This window comes from Nonlabens sp. Asnod3-A02 (genome assembly GCF_045063755.1).
GTDB classification, from domain to species: Bacteria; Bacteroidota; Bacteroidia; order Flavobacteriales; family Flavobacteriaceae; genus Nonlabens; species Nonlabens xylanidelens.
Window position 1 is genome coordinate 179,741 of record NZ_JBEFOC010000005.1, and the last position, 18,158, is coordinate 197,898.

An 18,158-nucleotide genomic window follows, 5' to 3' on the forward strand; every position below is an offset into this window, starting at 1 on the left:
AAAATTATATTTTGTCCTAGCTCAAAAAACTTTTATGAAATTATCATACGTCATTCTATTTTTTATTTTGTCATGTTTTTACTGTCAGTCACAGATAGGAGTTAGTGAAACCGGTTTATGGTCGCAGTACATTTATAAAAAAGCATTTAATGAAAAGTGGGCTATAGCTGGTGATTTTCAATACCGCACTTATGAAGTAGGTAACGATTTCCAGCAGTTTATCGCTCGAGCAGCAATTTCTTATCAGCCTGAAAACACGGCGATAGATTTTCAAGCTGGTTATGGTTATTTTACAGGACAGCCATTTGGCATAAGCGATACTTCTACGACAGAGCATAGATTACATCAAGATCTTTGGTTTTCTAGTAAGGTAAGTAACCGTTTTGAACTTAAACATCGCTTGAGAATAGAAGAACGTTTTATTGAAAATCAAGATTTTAGATCAAGATTGCGTTATACTTTATTTCTTAATGTTCCACTTAATAATAAAACCATAGTTGACAACACCTTTTACGTTGCCTTATGGAATGAGATTTTCATTAATGGACAGACAGATACCGGTACTGGAACTGTAGAATATTTTGATAGAAACTGGGCATTTGCTGGTTTGGGTTATAAATTAAACTCAGCTCTTAAATTTCAAGCAGGTTATATGCGAGAAGTAACGCCAGGAATAAGTAAGGGACAGGTAGTTCTTACCGTATTTCATAGTTTGTAATATATTATTTTTATGAATAGGTGTTCCGCTTTCGCGAAAGCGGAATTAACAACATCCTAGTGCTTGTAATATTTAATTTCATATCATTCCATAACGAATGAAATGTCGAGTAATAATTGTCATTAAAATGAAGTTCATTAACATAAAATAGATATAATACTACCTTAACATACTCATGATGGTGTGGTCGTAGGTTTGGACTTCAAATACTAGTCCATGCGTTTTTTTACTTTTCTCTTCTTATTTCTATTGGTTTTAAATACTGTTTCTTGTGATACAGATAATAATTATTCCATACCTAGAAAAGAGCTAAAACAAGATTTAGAGAAATTTAAAGTCGCAACTCAAAAATTGCAAAAGGTGGCTCGTGCATACCAATTGCAGCAAGTAAATAAAGATAGTTTAAAACATGCAGTCACTTCTACTAGGCTAGCTTATAAACGTATAGAATTTATAGTAGCTTATAAATTTCCAGGTTATGCAAAATCACATTTTAATGGAGCACCTTTATTACAAGTAGATAAATCTGGCACAAGGGCAAACATAGTCCCTCCAGAAGGGTTGCAGGTATTAGACGAGCTTTCTTTTTCTAATGAGGCATTTGATAAACGTACTGAAATATCTAGTCTGGCCACTAAATTGAATGCGAGTTATTCCATTATATATAAAGATTTACATACTGTTAACTTCAGTATAACAGATTATTGGAATGCTGCACGATTAGATCTGATACGCATATTCACTTTGGGAGTTACAGGATTTGATACTCCTGGTAGTTTAAATGGTATAAGAGAAGCAAGAGAGTCTCTAGATGCTATACATAATAATTTAAAAGAGGCAGGGATTAAACATCATGATTTTCAAGATATAGACGCGCGACTTATAGAATCCATTAAGTTTTTATCAAATCAGAATGACTTCAACTCATTTGATAGACTTAGTTTTCTTACAAATTATATAGAACCTTTATATAAGGAGACTGCATTAATAGGTGAGAAGTATGGTTGGAATCTCAAGTTGTATAATTCGCCGTGGAATCCTAATAGTACTTCCATTTTTGCAGCAGATTTTATGGATCCATATTTTTTTACTGAACTTACAGCATCACAGGATAGTGAAGAGTTAAGAGAATTAGGGAAAGATCTTTTTAATGAAAAAGATCTAAGTTCTAGTGGTACCATAAATTGTGCTAGTTGTCATTTATCTGAAAAAGCTTTTACTGATGGTGAGACTAAATCATTGAGCTATATAGATGGTAAACGAGTACAAAGAAACTCACCTACACTTTTAAACGCTGTATATGCAGACCGTTATTTTTATGATTTAAGAGCCTATACCTTAGAACAACAAGTAGAACACGTTATTTTTAACGAAGCCGAATTTAATACCGCTTATACTGAAATTTTAGAAAGACTTAAAAAGAATGATAAGTACATCTCTAGGTTTGAATCTATTTTTGGTAAAGAACCATTTAAGAGAGAAAACCTGGCCAGTGCTCTTGCGTCCTATGTATTATCACTGCAATCACATAACAGTAGATTTGATGCCTATGTAAGAGGTGAAACAACAGATTACAGTGACATCGAAAAATTAGGCTTTAATCTATTTACCGGTAAAGCAAATTGTGCTACATGTCATTTTACACCTACTTTTTCTGGATTAGTACCACCACTATTTAATGAAAGTGAAAGTGAGATATTAGGTGTTTTAAAGTCTGCTAATCATGATGTTCCTATTTTAGATACGGATATGGGAAGAATAGAAAACGGCAACTACAGAGAAGATGCATGGATTTATCAAAGATCTTTTAAGACCACCACAACAAGAAATATAGCATTAAGTACTCCTTACTTTCATAACGGGACATATGAAAACTTAGAACAAGTTATCGACTTTTATAATCGTGGTGGTGGTGCAGGTATGGGACTGAAGGTACCTAATCAAACGTTAAGTGATTCTTCTCTAGATCTTAATGATATAGAAATAGAAGCTTTAATAGCGTTTTTAAATTCACTTACCGAATACTAACCTTTTTTAGTTTTATTAGGATAAATCTTACTTTCTAGTTTATTTTATATATTTTTTTAGCTGTTCAATTATTTAGTTTTCAGAATATTATGCTAAGCATAGTAACTTTAGTTTTACATGTGTAAGGTTAATTTAAAGCGGAAGCATAAATGCATTACATAGTAGTAATGAATGGTTAATAATTATGAAATCTGTTTAGGTTTTAGTTCAGATAGTTTTGTCTGAACTAAAACTCTCTAATAATGAAAAATAAATTACACTTACTGTTTGTTATCGGTTTATTCCTTACCGCAACAAATACAATTAAGGCACAAAATTTGCCTATCTCTACAGGAGATACGTGGTCATATAACGACAGTGGTACAGATTTAGGTACTGCTTGGACTTCTACCACATACGATGATACCGCATGGGCTACTGGTGCTTCAAAATTGGGATATGGAGATGGTAATGCTGCTACTACACTTAGTTATGGTACAGATTCTTCAAATAAATATCCTACTTATTATTTCAGAAAAGCCTTAAATGTAACTGATGCAAGTCAAGTAGGTGACTTAATTTTTAATATACTATTTGATGACGGTGTAGCCGTTTATCTTAACGGCACAGAAGTATATAGAGCAAATCTTGCAACTAATGCTACTTACAGCGACTTTGCTACAGGTACCGTGGCAGGTAGTGATGAAAATGATTACGATAACATTTTAGTATCTGGGCTACTAGTAGACGGTATTAATGTTATTGCTGTAGAGGTACATCAAACTAGTGGTAGTAGTTCTGATATGGGTTTTGATTTAACCTTAGAAGATGCTAGTACTGTTGTAACACCTGCAATTTTCCCACTAACTCAAGGCAGTACTTGGTCTTATTTAGATAATGGTTCAGATCAAACTAATACATCGTGGAATCAGGCTGGTTTTGATTTTTCTTCATGGTCTAACGGTGCGGCACCATTAGGTTACAATAATCCAGTGGTAACTAATTTATCCTTTGGACCTGATGCAAATAATAAATTTATCACATCTTACTTTATTAAAGAGTTAGATGTAGACGTAAATACTATTACAGATGATGTAGTTTTTGGACTTCTAAGAGATGATGGAGCTATTGTTTATGTGAATGGACAAGAAGTTATAAGAGATAACATGCCAGCTGGTGTTATAGATTACCTAACGCACTCTTCTACTATTGTAAGTGGAGGAGATGAAGGAGTTTATTACATTCACCGTGTGCCTAAATCATTTTTTCAAAACGGTATCAACACTATAGCTGTAGAATTACATAACCGTGACGGGCAAAGCTCTGACCTTTCATTTGATATGTTTATAGAAAACGATTCAGTTACAGTTACTCCTTATAATTGTCAACCTGGTGATATAGGCTGTTTTACTTCTATAGTACCTACAGGACAGACTTCAAATATGATTTATCCTACCGCACACCGTTTTCAAATGCTTTTTAAACAAGGTGAGCAGTACACAGATGGGTCAGGAACAGTGCCTGGTAATAATGATTTTACTGGTTATGTACCAGCAACTGCAGGAAGTAGTACAAATGGTTTTGTATCTGTAAATCATGAAACAACACCTGGTGGGGTTTCTATAGTAGATGTAACATTTGATGCTGCAAGTAATCTTTGGGTAAAAAACGCAACATCTAGAGTTGACTTATATAACAATGCATTAGTTACTACTACAAGAAACTGTTCTGGTGGGACTACACCATGGGGAACCATTATTACTGCCGAAGAATCTACTAATAGTGGAGATGTAAATGCAGATGGGTATCAAGATGTAGGATGGTTAGTAGAAATAGATCCTGTTACACGCATGGTTAAAGATTATGGAAATGGTCAAGAAAAACTATGGGCATTGGGAAGAATGAAACATGAAAATGTGGTTGTATCTAATGATATGGTAACTGCATACTATGGAGAAGATGGTGGGACAGATGCGGTATATAAATTTGTTGCAAATACACCAGGAGATCTATCTTCAGGTTCGGTATATGCTCTAGTACTAGATGCACCGTTAGTAGGAAATGACCCTACATCTACTACAGCTAGTTGGGTTCAAGTACCTAATACCACACCAGCAGAAAGAAATGATATAAGAAATGCAGCCGCCGCATTAGGAGCTACTAACTTTAATGGTGTAGAAGATTGTGAGATTAACCCAGTAACAGGAGAAATATTTTTTACTTCTAAAGGTAAAGGGCGTACTTATAAATTTACTGATAATGGGACTACTGTAAGCGGTTTTGAAACATATGTAGGTGGTAGATCTTATGATATTACTACGGCAAATGGTGTATTTACAGAAAGTTGGGGTAGTGGAAACGATAATCTAACTTTTGACGATAAAGGAAATCTTTGGGTATTACAAGATGGAGGTAATAATTACATATGGGTAGTACGTCCTGGACATACACAAGCAAACCCACAAGTTGAATTATTTGCTTCTATGCCAGTAGGCTCAGAACCGACAGGCTTAACATTTACACCAGATTTTAAATACGGTTTCTTTTCAGTACAGCACCCTAGTGGTAGTAACTCTCCACAAATAGATGCTACTTTTAATAATGTAGTCTTTGATAAGTCTTCTACCATCGTATTTGCCGTATCAGAGAATTTAGGCCTACAATCTCCCGTTGCAGACTTCACATCTGACACAACCATGGTAGGAACAAATGGTGTGATTACTTATACAGATTTGAGTACTAACACACCAGATTCTTGGAACTGGGTTTTTGAAGGAGGACAGCCAGCAACCTCTACAGATCAATCACCAGTTGTTACTTATCCTACTCCAGGAATTTATGACGTGAGTTTGACAACCTCAAATGTAGCAGGAAGTAGCGATCAAGAATTGAAAGCAGATTATGCAAATGTAGGAACAGCAAGTATAGACGATGCTTTACTAGGAGCGATACAATTGTACCCTAATCCTAATAAAGGTCAGTTAAACATTGATATCACAGGACATGAAGGAGAAAAGCTAAACGTAGAAGTTTATGATCTACAAGGTAGAAAAATAGCACATTTTAGTGATTTTGAAAATAATAGCTTAATTCAACACTTAAGCTTAGATCTTACATCTGTTACAACTGTAAATCAGCTGTTTATTGTAAAGGTTAATGTAGGAGACCTTTCTGGAAGCTATAAAGTGGTTAGAAATTAATTGCAAGTATTTTATATAATTATTTAAAAGGACTGGTCTATTATGATCAGTCCTTTTTCTTTCAAATTACACATTATGAAATCACTATTATTAATTGCATTCTTAACATTAGGATTTATACCTTTTTTAAAGGCACAAAATATTAATCCTAATAAGGAACACATCTATTATACTGTTCAAGACGCTTTACAAGAACAAAAAGAAAAAGTTCATTTAAACCTGAGAGATCAATTCCTTTTCAAGCTACCTGATTCTATTGAAAAACTAAATAACGTAGTTTTCTTAAATGGAATGAAGAATAATTTTGAATATTGGGATAATAGGCTGTTTCAATTAAAACATTTAGAGGTACTTAATTTAAAAAATAATAAACTTAAATATATACCACATAATATAGCTTCACTTGATCAGTTAAAAAGTCTAGACCTAGCAGGGAATTCTATTAATCAGATTGATCCTGCTATTCATAAACTTAAAAGTTTAAATAGATTGTACCTTTCTAGCAATGAGCTTTCTTATTTACCTAATGAAATAACCAGTTGTACTTCTTTAAAGGTTTTAGAATTACAGCATAATCATTTAAGTTACCTGCCGCGGTCTATATATAATCTTAGAAACCTTCAAGTACTAGATTTAAGTCATAATCAATTTCATGATGTAGAGCCTTCTTACTTTAATTTACCATCATTAGAAATTTTAAAACTAGATAATAATAAACTTATCAACCTTCCAGAATCTATCGAGTTGTTAACTTCTTTAAAGCAGCTTAATTTAGAGAATAATTTACTTAAAAGTCTACCAGATAATATTTCAAAGTTATACAAACTAGAAACCTTAATTGTATCTAATAATCATTTATCAAGTTTCCCCAAAGATCTATCAGGTCTTAAACATCTAAGAACACTTATTATAACAAAAAATCCGGTTAGTACTTCAGAGTTAGAGAGAATAACCCAAGCATTACCAGATTGTAAGATATATATGGATACAGTAGATTAATATGATCATGGTTTTTGTTCCGCTTTCGCGAAAGTGGAATTAACAACATTCCAGTGCTTAAATTAAGTATTCTAACTAGTTCAAATACTTACATATATGTATGACGTTGAATATAAATATAGAGCAGAATAGAATTACACGCACCCAGTTGTATTTAACAAGTTTAGTCTGGATATCACGATCTGTACTATCGAGATCTATTTTTTCATGAAGAGAAATAAATACCAGCATAGTTAACAGCCAGTTGGTGGCTATTAACAATAAATCTATGATCTCAAAGAGGGAATAAGTCTGTTGAGTGACCATTATATAAACAGATAAGCCTAGTTGGGCAACCATTAAAGGAGCAACAATAGAAGTGATTTTACGAGTATATAAAGGATGCCATACAGATAGTTTCTCGCTTGTGTAGTGTAAAAAACTAGGGTAAATAATGATCTGTACCATCCAGATAAGTACGATTAGACCAAAATCTATCAGTAATTTAGTGAGAATTATAGCATTCATATTTTAGTAATTTTATAGGCCCAATAAATTAGAATAGGGTGAATAACTAGTAATCTAGACCAGCCTATCCATGAAGGTATGCATAAATCTCCAGCACAACTGCCATTAAGTAAAAAGTAAACGTGTGAAATAATGAAGGCTAGTAGCATAGCGATAGTTAAATAACCTGCCATTTTTCTAGTTTTAGAAAACACCGCCATGGAAGCCACTATTAATTCTGCACTACCTGCTATGTAGTTAATAAGCGATTTATTACCTAGCCAGTCAGGAATGACCTCTAGGTATATATCTGGCTTTATAAAATGCATGATTCCTGCAATTAGATAAACAGCTATAAATGTAAACAGTGATAGTTTATGTATTATTTGAGTTGCCATTTATAATCGGTATGAACTTTTTTAAGTATTAAGAAGAATGGTATCCACCATATAAAATCGTTAGTTATTAAGGTGTAAATAAACTCAAATGGTACAATGTCTTGCGCATAATTAAATATAAACCCTAACGGGCCAAATATTTTACCTAAGAATCCTACAGCTACTATAGGCCAGTGTTTCATAGGGTTATAACTAGCCCACCAGTAACCTAGTCCATAAACACCTATTACCATTCCCATGCCTTGCCACACCATAGGATGATTAAGCGGTTCCATACCTACTATTTCAAAGAAATGATTTGGGAATAATACAACCCAAGCTCCCCAAATAAGATTATAAACGGCAGCAAGTTTTAAGGTAAGTTTCATTTGTTCTTTATGTGGTAAGTCTGCAGTGATAGGATATCATTACAAACATTTTCTATCTATTAGAGATAGATTATTTAAAGAAACTTACCTATAAATAAATGGATGATTAAAAGTAGGTTTTACAAATTTTTACGATAGGTTCTTCTTCTTTTATGAAGAATAGGATTATAGTTTTTCCAAGATGCTTGGACCGCCATGTTATCTTCTAACTCTGGATTAGTCTCACATTTTGAAATACCATAATTCATGAAGTTCTGAGTGATGTTTCTAAACATCATGGCTGTAACTCCTTTACCTTGATATTCTGGATCGATACCTATTAGATAGAATGCCGCCTCTGTATTTTTCTTTTTAGCTTTTAATAAATGTAAAAAACCAAATGGGAATAATTTTCCATTTGCTTTTTGAAGTGCCTTAGAAAAAGAAGGCATCGTTATGGCAAATCCTACTAGCTTATCATCCTGATCTGTTACTAATTCTATGAAATCAGGATTTATAAAGGGTAAGTATTTATCTTTATAGAGCTCTATTTGATACTGTTGTATAGGTACAAATGTTACGAGGTTACTGTATGTTTTATTAAGTAAATCAAACATCGCGTCTACATAGGGTAAAATCTCTTTAGTTGTTTTAAAACGTAAAGATTTAAGATCATATTTACGCGCGATAATATCTGCAAAGCGGTTGATCTTATCGGGAATAGGGTTGGGTGGTTTAAATTTAAATTCCACCCATTCGGCAGCTTTTTCATAACCTAATTGTTCTAGATGCTCCATGTAGTAAGAGTGGTTGTACCAGGTAATCATTGTACTTACCTCATCAAAACCTTTGATAAGCATTCCAGCCTTATCCATATTAGAAAAGCCTACAGGACCTTCTGTAAATTCTAATTTTTGTTCTCTACCTAACTCGTCTACTTTATTAAGAAGCGCTCTAGTAACTTCTATGTCGTCTATCATGTCCAGCCATCCAAAACGCATTTTAGATTTTTTCTGTTCATTAATTTCTATATGATTAATTAATGCTGCAACGCGACCTACGATTTTATGGTCTTTATAAGCTAGAAACATCCAGCACTCTGCATTTTTGAAAACCTGATTTTTATCACGATCAAAAATATCAATTTCGTCTTTTATAATAGGTGGGACAAAATAGGCATTGTCCTTATAAAGGTCCAGTGGAAATTGGACAAACTTTTTTATGTCTTTCTTAGACTCAATTTTACGTACTTCAATCATAATTTATATTCCGCCTTCTTCTTCAAGATTGAGCTTATTCTTCTTTTTACCTTTTTTATTTTTCTTACCGCTACCTTGACCATTTGAAGTCTGCTTGATAGGAGAGTCCTTGTGAAAATCAAGTCGGTAAGACATTCCTACATTTACTTGAAAGACACTAGGTGTATCCTTAAAGTTTAACGTACCACTAGCATCTATTTGCCAGTCTTTGTTTACTAAATAAGCAACACCACCACGCGCAAGATCATCACTATAAAAGTCAGACTTGATCCCTTGATACTCTGCAAAGATCGCCCATTTATTATTTACACTGTGCGTCATGGTTAAGAACAACTGATAAGAAGGGAAGTCGGTACTTATTCTATCTGCTACTATATTAGTTACAAATACCCAACGACCCCAGTTATTTTGAGTTATTAATTCTATTCTAGGTGATACAGTAGGATCATTAGGCGGGACTAATGGGTTAGTAGTACTACCAAAATTTAAATTTGCTCCTGCATAAATAGATACAGCAGGAATAAGGTCTTTCCAGTTCAGTCTATTGTTTGCTTTCCAGCTTAATAAATTCACTTTTTTTTCACCAAAGAATTTAAGCGGATCAAAAACAAGGTATTTAGCACCTAACGTACTTCTAGAAAAATTAGAAAATGAGGTTTCTGAAGATACAGAACCATTAAAATCTGTTTGATCTACTGTCGCATAATTACCTATGTAAGAAAACTCAAGACGTTCAAGAAAAGCCCCATAGCGCAATTGAAAATTTGCTCCTATATGATCTCGGTCATAACGCTGTAAATCATGTTCTTCTGTTCTATAATATAAAGAGCCTTCAACTTGTGCAACACCTTTACCTACGGCAAATGCTCCCTGCGATCTTCCAGGACTATTTGTGTTTATTGTTTCTGTATATTGAGCATTTGCAAATTGAGTTGTAACAAAAAGCAATATGAGTAGACCAATACTTTTAAATGTGTGATTCATATATCATTATTCTAGATCAAATTTAATATTTCTTATAGAGTATCATGGATTAGACATATTATTTTTACATAAAAGATTATCATTTGGAATTTTTACAGACAGTATTAATCATATTAATAGTTCTAGTTGCCATAAGGTTATTATGGAAAGCATTTGGGAAAACGGTGCTTAAATGGCTAGGAATGAAAGCGATGCAGCGCGTTCAAAAGAGTTTTGAAAAACGTACTGGGTTCAATACGGGACAGAATCCTTTTCAGACGCAACAATCAACTTCTACTCAAAAATCAACACCGTTAAAATCAAATGAAAAGAAAAAGGTAGGTGAGTACATCGACTTTGAGGAAATTGATTAATTTTCCTAATTCATTTATTTAACGTCTTCATGAAGTTTGATTTTAAGAAATTATTGCCACATCTAGCTGTATTTGTGGTGTTTATTATTGCTGCACTTGCATATTTCCATCCTGTTTTAAGTGGTAAAAAAGTGTATCAAAATGACATAGTTCAGTATAAAGGTAACGCTAGGCAGCTTATCGATCATCGAGCAGAGACTGGTGAAGAGCTTTATTGGACAGATGCTATTTTTGGCGGGATGCCTACTTATCAGTTAGGTGCGCGTTATGATTATGATTTTATCGATAGTCTAGATAGAACGATAAGATTCCTACCTCGCCCAGCAGATTATCTATTTTTATACTTTGCATCCTTTTATGTGCTTATGCTAGTTATGCGTGTAGATTGGAAAATAGGATTACTGGGAGCGCTTGCCTTTGGTTTTTCCACATACCTCATCATTATTCTCGGTGTAGGACATAATGCAAAAGCACATGCAATAGCCTATTTCCCGCTAGTGCTAAGTGGAATTATTTTAGTTTTTCAAAAACGTTACCTATTAGGTTTCATAGTTACCGCACTGGCTATGGCTCTAGAATTACAGGCGAACCATCCACAAATGACTTATTATTTATTACTAGCCGTAATAATTCTAGGTATCGCATATTTTATAGATGCAATTAATAAAAAAGTAGTGCCTCATTACTTTAAATCCATAGGTATCATGACCGCAGCTGTAGTTCTTGCACTTGGAACAAATGCTGGTAATTTACTTGCTACAAGTGAATATTCAAAAGAAAGTACTCGTGGAGCTTCAAATATTACGGTTAACGCTCAAGGCGAAAACGTGGAAGTTAAAGAAGGTCTGGACTATGATTATATCACTGATTACAGTTATGGACTGTCAGAAAGTTTTAACCTTATTCTGCCTCGTTTTGCAGGTGGTGGTAGTGGAGATGCTTATGAAGAAGATAGCAATAGCCGTCAACAGTTATTAAAAATAGATCCGTCTTCATTAAATGAAGAAGAAATGGGATACTTAAATCAGTTGGTATCTTTAAGTCAGCGCAAGTACTGGGGTGACCAGGCAATTGTAGAAGCTCCTGCCTATCTAGGTGTTAGCGTTGTTTTTCTTGCTTTACTTTCTTTATTTTTAATAAAAGGAAGATTAAAATGGTGGACACTTACCGCTATTGTTCTAACCTTACTACTTTCTTATGGTAAGAATTTAAGTTGGCTTACAGAGTTTTTTATCGATTACGTTCCATTTTACAATAAATTTAGAGCCGTTACATCTATTCAAGTAATTATAGAAATGTGCGTACCTATTCTAGCAGCTATAGGGTTGTGGCAATTCTTTAATGAGAAGACTGCTATTGATAAAAAACGCAAAGCTTTACTTTATGCAGGAGGTGGCTTTGCAGGTGTATTAGTTGTTATCGCTTTGTTAGGTTCTTTCTTATTTAACCTTACAGGACCTTATGACGAGTATTTACTAGATTTCCCACAATTAGGAGCTCGATATGTAGACGCTTTAAAAGCAGACCGTTTTGCTATGATCCAAAGCGATGCTTTAAAAGCATTACTTTATGTAGGTATTATTTGTGGTGCTTTATATTTATTACTGTCTGATAAAATAAAAGAAACCGTTGTATTAGTAATTTGTGGTGTGGTTATATTATTTGACCTGATCAGTTTTGATACACAATATGTAAATGATGAAGATTATGTGTCTGCTAGAGAGTATGCTTTACCTTTCTTAAAGACAGAGGCAGACGATTTAGTCCTTAAGGATAAATCACATTTTAGAGTTTACGACCAGTTAGCAGATCCTGTTAATAGTGGTAGGGCAGCTTACTTTCACAATGCAATGGGTGGATATCATGGAGCAAAACCTCGCAGATTTCAAGATCTGATGAATTTTTATTTTGCCGGTCAGGAAGGAATTACTCGCGAGCAACTAGAAATCCTGGGTATGTTTAATACAAAGTATATTCTAGGCCAAAACGCAAATGGTACCGTAGCTCAACAAAATCCTATTTTATCTGGTAATGCATGGTTTGTTACAGATGTTAAAGTCGTAAAAGATCAAAATCAAGAGATCTTATCTATTAAAGAATTAAATGCAGATTCTCTTGCAATAATTACTGCAGATCAAAAAGAACTAATAGGACTTAAAACTATAAGTAAAGATTCTACAGCATCTATAGAATTAAAAAATTATAAAACTGAAGAGCTTACTTACACTAGTACGAACACTCAGGCTGGTCTTGCTGTGTTTTCAGAGATGTATTACCCTCATGGCTGGATAGCGACTATAGATGGAAAAGAAGCACCTATTGCACGTGTTAACTATGCATTGAGAGGACTGTCAGTTCCTGCAGGACAACATGAGATAGTTTTCAAGTTTGTACCTAGTGTAGTTAAAACAGGATCTACCATTATGTTGATCAGTAATATTCTATTATTACTCGTTATCTTAGGTGGATTATTTATCGCCTTAAAAAAGAAAAATTAAGTTGTTGAAAAAGCCTGTATTGATTATAAGTTATTACTGGCCTCCAGCAGGTGGACCAGGTGTGCAACGATGGTTAAAGTTTGCAAAATACCTACCTGAAAATGGGTATGACGTAACCGTTGTTGTTCCTGAAAATCCAGATTATCCTGTCTTGGACACTTCTCTTATGGAAGAAGTTCCAAAATCTATTCATCTCATAAAAGTTAAAATCAAAGAACCGAGTAGGATGGCAGGTAAGCTTTCGCGAAAGCGTACTAAAAACCTACAACGCGGTATTTTAAAGAAAGACGCTGGCATTTTAGAACGTGCTATGGTGTGGATGCGTGGTAATTTATTTGTTCCAGATGCACGAGTAGGATGGAAGCACCGTGTTCTAAAAGATATAGAGCCTTATTTAACAAATAATCCTACAGCTACTGTTATTACTACAGGACCGCCGCATTCTGTACATTTAATAGGTTTAGAATTAAAGTCTCTTGTGCCTTCCGTAAAATGGCTGGCAGACTTCCGTGATCCATGGACCACTATAGGTTATCATAAAGACCTTAAACTAGGTAAACGTGCACAAAAACGTCATGTAGATTTAGAAAAAGAGGTGTTAAACACTGCAGATTTATTAATAGTAACCAGCCCTCATACTGGCAAAGAATTTAAAACTAAAACCTCGCGACCTATTCAATTGATTACAAACGGATTTGATATATTACCTAATACACAGATGCGACAGCCAGAAGGTAAATTTGTACTATCTCACATAGGTACTTTATTATCAGATCGCAATCCGCAATTATTATGGGAATCATTACAGGAATTATGTAAAGAATCAACCGATTTTGCTGCAGATTTTCAATTACAATTGGCTGGTAATATAAGTGAAGAAATTCTAGAGAGCCTTACTTATTTTAAATTAGATACTTATGTAGATAATAAAGGTTATGTGTCTCATGAAGAGTCTGTTGCGCTTATGTTTAAAGCTCAAGCCTTGTTGCTTATAGAAATAAACTCTGAAGAGACTAAAGCGATTTTACCAGGTAAGATATTTGAATATTTTGCGAGTCGCAGACCTATCATTGCAATAGGACCTAAAGAGGCAGATATAGAGCTGTTAATAACAGATACACATTCTGGGGAATTCTTTAATTACCAGCAAAAAACGGCTCTTAAGAAACACATTATCCATCTATATGATCTCTATAAAAAGGGAACTAATGATGGAAACTCTAACGATTTAATAGATCGATATAAAAGATCTTATTTAACTAAAATCCTTGCTAAAACCATAGACTACGTATGGGAATAGTCATTAAACAGTCAGGATGGAATCTCGTTATAACAGGCTTAGGCTTCGTGTTAGGTGCTTTGAATGTTTTAATTCTAGCACAGGTATATCTCTCTGACGATTATTATGGATTGTGGAATTATGTGTTATCCTCGGCATTTTTATATTTTCCATTGATGTCTTTTGGTATTCATAATACCATTGTAAAATATTATTCTAGCTATTCTACAAAGCAGGAGCGCGATGCCTTTTTAACGCAAATGCTGTTGTGGCCATTATTTATCATTGTACCTGTTTTAGTTCTTATTTATATAGCGCAGGAACCTATTGCAACATTTATTTCTGATAAAAATATCATTACCGGTAAATACTTGTGGTGCATACCGTTAGTGTCTATTTTTCAAGCTTATTTTGAGATCTTCTATGCTTGGGTAAAAGTACATATGAAGACTGTAGCAGGTAATTTTCTCAAAGAAGTATTCTATCGTGCTGCGGCAACGGTAACACTCTTATTACTCGCTACAGATGTTATTAATCAGCATCAGTTTATTTATAGTCTTGTTGTTATATATGCGTTGCGAGCGTTGTTAATGAAGATCATTGCGCTTAAAACCTATATGCCTCATTTTAGATTTAGTAAAATAGTCAATAGAGTTCAAGTTTTAAATTACTGTATTTATATGATTATCGCAGGTTCTATATCTACGGCTTTAATAGATCTAGATAAATTTATGCTGAATCAATATGTTGCTATTGATAAAATAGGGTTTTACGGCATAGCCGTTTTTATTGCTACGGTAATAGCTGTCCCAGCTCGTGGTATGGCGCAAATTACACATCCATTAACGGCAGGACATTTTAATAGAAATGAAATGAATCAGGTGCAAACTCTTTATAAAAGAAGTTCACTTAACCTGACCATTATAGCAGGATTTCTATTAGTGATTATTACTTGTAATCTTAATGAGTTTTATGAGTTAATGCAGCCAGAAACACGTGTTGCCATTCCAGTTGTTTTTTTAATTGCGATAACTAAGTTTTCTGAAAATGTTTTAGGTAGTAATAATGCGATTCTTTATAACAGTGACTTGTATAAAGTGACGCTTTGGATGGGACTGGTGTTAACCTTTGTGGCGATAGGACTGAATTGGATTCTTATTCCAGAATTTGGTTTAATAGGTGCTGCTATTGCTACTTGTGTGGCTTATTTGTGTTACGCTTTCGCGAAAGCGTACTACGTTTACTACAAATTAGACATGCATCCATGGACCGCAAAAACGTGGAGTTCTTTACTCATGATTACAATAATTATTGGGTTGTTTTATTTCTGGGATTTTCCATGGAATCCGTATATAAATATTGCGGTTAAATCTATAATAATTGGGATCACATATTTGATAACTACTTATAAACTACATCTTTCTACAGAAATCAATCGTATTATAGAAAAATACATACCATAAAAAAATCCGATCATTATGATCGGATTTTTGTGTTTATATAAGTTTATTTTATCCTCTACGGGCGCTTCTAGAACTTGTACTGCGACTAGTTTTTTTATTAGAAGAGCTGGTAGGTCTCGTACTTCTAGCTTGTGTGTTTCTAGAAGAAGTACCTCGTGAAGTAGCTCTACTATTTGTACTGCGAGTAGAACGTGTACTTACTGTATTTCTACTAGGTGTAGATCGAGTGGTAGTTGCTCTACTAGTTCGTGCAGGAGCAGTCGCTCTAACGGTACGGCTTCTATTACTAGTCGTTGCTGTTGTGCTGCGAGTAGTTCTATTACTTCTAGGAGTAGCAGTGGTAGATCTAGTCGTACTTCTGTTAGAAATAGCTCTAGTGTTTGCAGGTCTAGAAGTTCTAGTCGTTGCTCTATTAGATCTACTGTTGCTTGTGGTATTGCGACGTGTAGCAACTCTAGTAGAAGTAGCAACATTTCTACCACGAGTGGTTCTAGTTACCTGACTTCTACCTGTAGAGATAGACTGTCTATTTCTATTTACTCTATTGTTTACAGCTACAGCTCTACCACGAGAATTGCGACGTCCTCTTTCAAAACTTCTATAAGTCACTCTATCATTAGGTCTGTAGAAACTTCTACGTGCGTTTGCTCTTCCATAACGACCATTATAATAGGTAGGCGTGTTCCAGTAATTTACATGATATGACCATGCATAACGAATAGGGAAATAAGATGCTCTATAAGGTGTGTTATAAATCACACATCTGTTTACCACCGGTACACGGTAATAATTGTGCCATGGTTGATACACATAACGTCTATTATAAGAGTTGATGTAACCGTCGTAGTAATTAATTACTCCTGGGCTACTATAATAAACTCTTAAATCACCTAGACGATTAATAAATCCATTGTTATAGTAAATATCTACAGTACCTATTTGATTTACGCGACCATAAGAATCATAGTAAATAGGGATTTCTTCTATTTGAATTACAGCTCCATAAGAATCGTACTGTACATAACGGTCATAATCATATCCTGAATTAAAAGAAACTTGAACGTTTCCTGTATTCACAAATACATTGACACCACTTCTATCTTGCAAATAATTGAAATCAAACTGACCGTCTGGAAAAACAGCAAACTCGATTCCATCTTGATTAAAAATAAAGTTCTTACTGTAATTACGGTAGCGTGTGTCGTCCTCTGAATTTTCGGCACTTGAGAATCCTAATCCTAGGATAAAAACAAGTGTTAGGGTAAATAGCTTTTTCATAATTTATAGTATTAATATCAGTAATTATGTCTACCGATGTTATATACTAATCAACCAGCGTGCCAAAAGTATAAACACCTCGTTTTACCACCTATGTAATAAGTAGGGTTTTAGATATAAATACTTTAAATTCAGTGCAATAAAAAACACCTGCTTTATAAAGCAGGTGTTGTATAAGTTAGTTTACATTAAAATAATATGTATAATTTATTGCTTTAAAATAAATTATTTAAAGCTCAGGTATTTTATTTTAGATGTTAATGGAGCATCATATACTTCGTTAATTCCATGATTTACATTTAGCGTAAAAACTACATTATCTACAGTTACTGTAACTCTAGATTCTACCTCGCTACCCATAGCTTTTGCATTGGGATAAACGCTTAATAATTCTGCATAAGTATTACCTATTCCTATCATTTTAGGTGGTGTAGCATTTTTATGAGTTAGCGCAATGTCGGTAACCTGGTCAGCAGTATAATAAATGTCTACCATAGGAAAACCACTTTTAGTAATCTGGTAAATAGGAATTTGCCCATCTCCAGATACTTTAATAGTCGGTTCCATATTCTGATTTGCTTTAATATTTACATTTTGTAATTCTTCTAGGTTCATTTCTGGTTTTAAACCTTCTAGCTCTATGTATTTCAAAGCTTCTAGGCCGTTAAAAGCAATTAAATCTTGTGCTATTGCTGGAGTAGATTTAGTTTTATCCACCACGGTTACGTTACCACTTGATTTTACACTAGTTTTTACATTACGTGTTGTAGTAGATGGTATCATATGAGAAGAATCACTGGTAGTAGTAGGTGCTTTTGTATCTTCTTTACAACTAGAAATTGCAAAAATAACGGCTATTAAAACGATTAACTTTTTCATATTTGAGTAT

The 18,158-nt window shown here is 34.0% G+C and carries 15 protein-coding genes; 8 read left to right on the forward strand and 7 right to left on the reverse strand.

Translation table 11 applies throughout. The features are described from left to right. Positions 1-34 precede the first annotated feature (34 nt). From ACJJVN_RS00880 to ACJJVN_RS00895, 4 genes are all read left to right on the forward strand, one after another. Positions 35-718 carry a DUF2490 domain-containing protein gene (locus ACJJVN_RS00880; RefSeq protein WP_405376782.1) on the forward strand — a complete coding sequence of 228 codons (684 nt, stop codon included), beginning with the start codon at positions 35-37 and terminating at the stop codon, positions 716-718. 216 nt (positions 719-934) lie between these two features. Continuing rightward, a complete protein-coding gene (locus ACJJVN_RS00885; protein ID WP_405376783.1) occupies positions 935-2,746 on the forward strand; it encodes a cytochrome-c peroxidase in 1,812 nt (603 codons plus the stop codon). 242 nt (positions 2,747-2,988) lie between these two features. Then, entirely contained in the window at positions 2,989-5,925 is a 2,937-nt protein-coding gene (locus tag ACJJVN_RS00890) for an alkaline phosphatase PhoX (protein WP_405376785.1), read from the forward strand. A gap of 75 nt (positions 5,926-6,000) precedes the next feature. Beyond that, positions 6,001-6,924: a leucine-rich repeat domain-containing protein gene (locus ACJJVN_RS00895; protein WP_405376787.1), complete on the forward strand. Its 924-nt coding sequence runs from the start codon at positions 6,001-6,003 to the stop codon at positions 6,922-6,924. Between the two features lie 75 nt (positions 6,925-6,999). On the opposite strand, the gene ACJJVN_RS00900 is transcribed toward ACJJVN_RS00895, so the two are convergent. The 5 genes from ACJJVN_RS00900 to ACJJVN_RS00920 all read right to left on the reverse strand — a co-directional run bounded on the left by ACJJVN_RS00900 (position 7,000) and on the right by ACJJVN_RS00920 (position 10,398). Next, positions 7,000-7,431, reverse strand: coding sequence for a hypothetical protein (locus ACJJVN_RS00900; RefSeq protein WP_405376789.1), 432 nt, complete (start codon positions 7,429-7,431; stop codon positions 7,000-7,002). Then, a complete protein-coding gene (locus tag ACJJVN_RS00905; RefSeq protein WP_405376790.1) occupies positions 7,428-7,808 on the reverse strand; it encodes a hypothetical protein in 381 nt (126 codons plus the stop codon). The genes ACJJVN_RS00900 and ACJJVN_RS00905 overlap by 4 nt, the downstream gene beginning before the upstream one ends. Beyond that, a complete protein-coding gene (locus ACJJVN_RS00910) occupies positions 7,793-8,176 on the reverse strand; it encodes an alkyl hydroperoxide reductase (protein WP_405368304.1) in 384 nt (127 codons plus the stop codon). The genes ACJJVN_RS00905 and ACJJVN_RS00910 overlap by 16 nt, the downstream gene beginning before the upstream one ends. A gap of 119 nt (positions 8,177-8,295) precedes the next feature. Beyond that, a complete protein-coding gene (locus tag ACJJVN_RS00915; protein ID WP_104515983.1) occupies positions 8,296-9,414 on the reverse strand; it encodes a GNAT family N-acetyltransferase in 1,119 nt (372 codons plus the stop codon). Between the two features lie 3 nt (positions 9,415-9,417). Continuing rightward, entirely contained in the window at positions 9,418-10,398 is a 981-nt protein-coding gene (locus ACJJVN_RS00920; RefSeq protein ID WP_170034612.1) for a transporter, read from the reverse strand. Positions 10,399-10,481: 83 nt separating this feature from the next. On the opposite strand from ACJJVN_RS00920, the gene ACJJVN_RS00925 reads away from it, so the two are divergent. From ACJJVN_RS00925 to ACJJVN_RS00940, 4 genes are read left to right on the forward strand one after another with little or no spacing between them, the layout of a single operon-like run. Beyond that, a complete protein-coding gene (locus ACJJVN_RS00925; RefSeq protein ID WP_170034614.1) occupies positions 10,482-10,751 on the forward strand; it encodes a DUF4834 family protein in 270 nt (89 codons plus the stop codon). 29 nt (positions 10,752-10,780) lie between these two features. Then, complete coding sequence (locus ACJJVN_RS00930) at positions 10,781-13,249, forward strand: YfhO family protein (RefSeq protein ID WP_405376792.1); 2,469 nt, start codon at positions 10,781-10,783, stop codon at positions 13,247-13,249. A 4-nt stretch (positions 13,250-13,253) separates the two neighbouring features. After that, on the forward strand, positions 13,254-14,549 hold the full coding sequence (locus tag ACJJVN_RS00935; protein WP_405376794.1) for a glycosyl transferase family 1: 1,296 nt from the start codon (positions 13,254-13,256) through the stop codon (positions 14,547-14,549). After that, entirely contained in the window at positions 14,540-15,991 is a 1,452-nt protein-coding gene (locus ACJJVN_RS00940; protein ID WP_405376796.1) for a polysaccharide biosynthesis C-terminal domain-containing protein, read from the forward strand. The genes ACJJVN_RS00935 and ACJJVN_RS00940 overlap by 10 nt, the downstream gene beginning before the upstream one ends. Positions 15,992-16,039: 48 nt before the next feature. Here ACJJVN_RS00940 and ACJJVN_RS00945 read toward each other — a convergent pair whose 3' ends face one another. After that, entirely contained in the window at positions 16,040-17,269 is a 1,230-nt protein-coding gene (locus tag ACJJVN_RS00945) for a hypothetical protein (RefSeq protein WP_405376797.1), read from the reverse strand. A 225-nt stretch (positions 17,270-17,494) separates the two neighbouring features. Beyond that, the gene (locus tag ACJJVN_RS00950) at positions 17,495-18,148 is read right to left on the reverse strand and encodes a hypothetical protein (protein ID WP_405376799.1); all 654 of its coding nucleotides are present in this window, start codon (positions 18,146-18,148) and stop codon (positions 17,495-17,497) included. Between the last annotated feature and the right edge of the window lie 10 nt (positions 18,149-18,158).